The organism is Vibrio sp. 811 (genome assembly GCF_033339195.1).
In genome coordinates, this window is the sequence record NZ_JAWOUB010000653.1 from 1 (window position 1) to 592 (window position 592).

Annotated in this window: 1 protein-coding gene; it reads left to right on the forward strand. The window is 45.6% G+C overall.

Translation table 11 applies throughout. The features are described from left to right. Positions 1-7: 7 nt before the first annotated feature. On the forward strand, positions 8-592 hold a 585-nt coding region (gene holA, locus R7Q46_RS28640; RefSeq protein WP_318078503.1), incomplete at its 3' end, for a DNA polymerase III subunit delta.

Genomic DNA, 592 nt, shown 5'->3' on the forward strand with positions numbered 1-592 from the left:
AATCAACATGCGAATTTATGCTGACAAACTAGCTGACCATCTAGCCAAACACTTAAAGCAGGTTTATCTGATCTTCGGAAACGAACCGCTACTGATCCAAGAAAGCCGCCAAGCGATTCAAAAAACCGCTCTACAACACGGTTTTGAAGAAAGACACCGTTTTGCTGTCGATGCAAGTTTAGATTGGAACCAAGTGTATGACTGCTTTCAAGCTCTGAGCTTATTTTCTAGTCGACAACTCATTGAGCTTGAGATCCCAGAAAGTGGTGTCAACACAGCCATCAGCAAAGAGCTACAGACTCTGTGTGACATGCTGCATGATGACATCATGCTAGTGATCATCGGAACGAAGCTGACTAAAGCGCAAGAAAATGCCAAATGGTTTAAAGCACTGAATGCCAAAGGCGACTGGGTCAGCTGCTTAACGCCGGATCTTCAGCGTTTGCCTATGTTTGTGCAAACGCGCTGCCGCGCATTGGGTTTAAAGCCCGATCAGCAATCCTTACAGATGTTGGCACAGTGGCATGAAGGCAACTTATTTGCACTTTCTCAGAGTCTAGAGAAACTGGCTTTGCTCTATCCTGATGGCGAA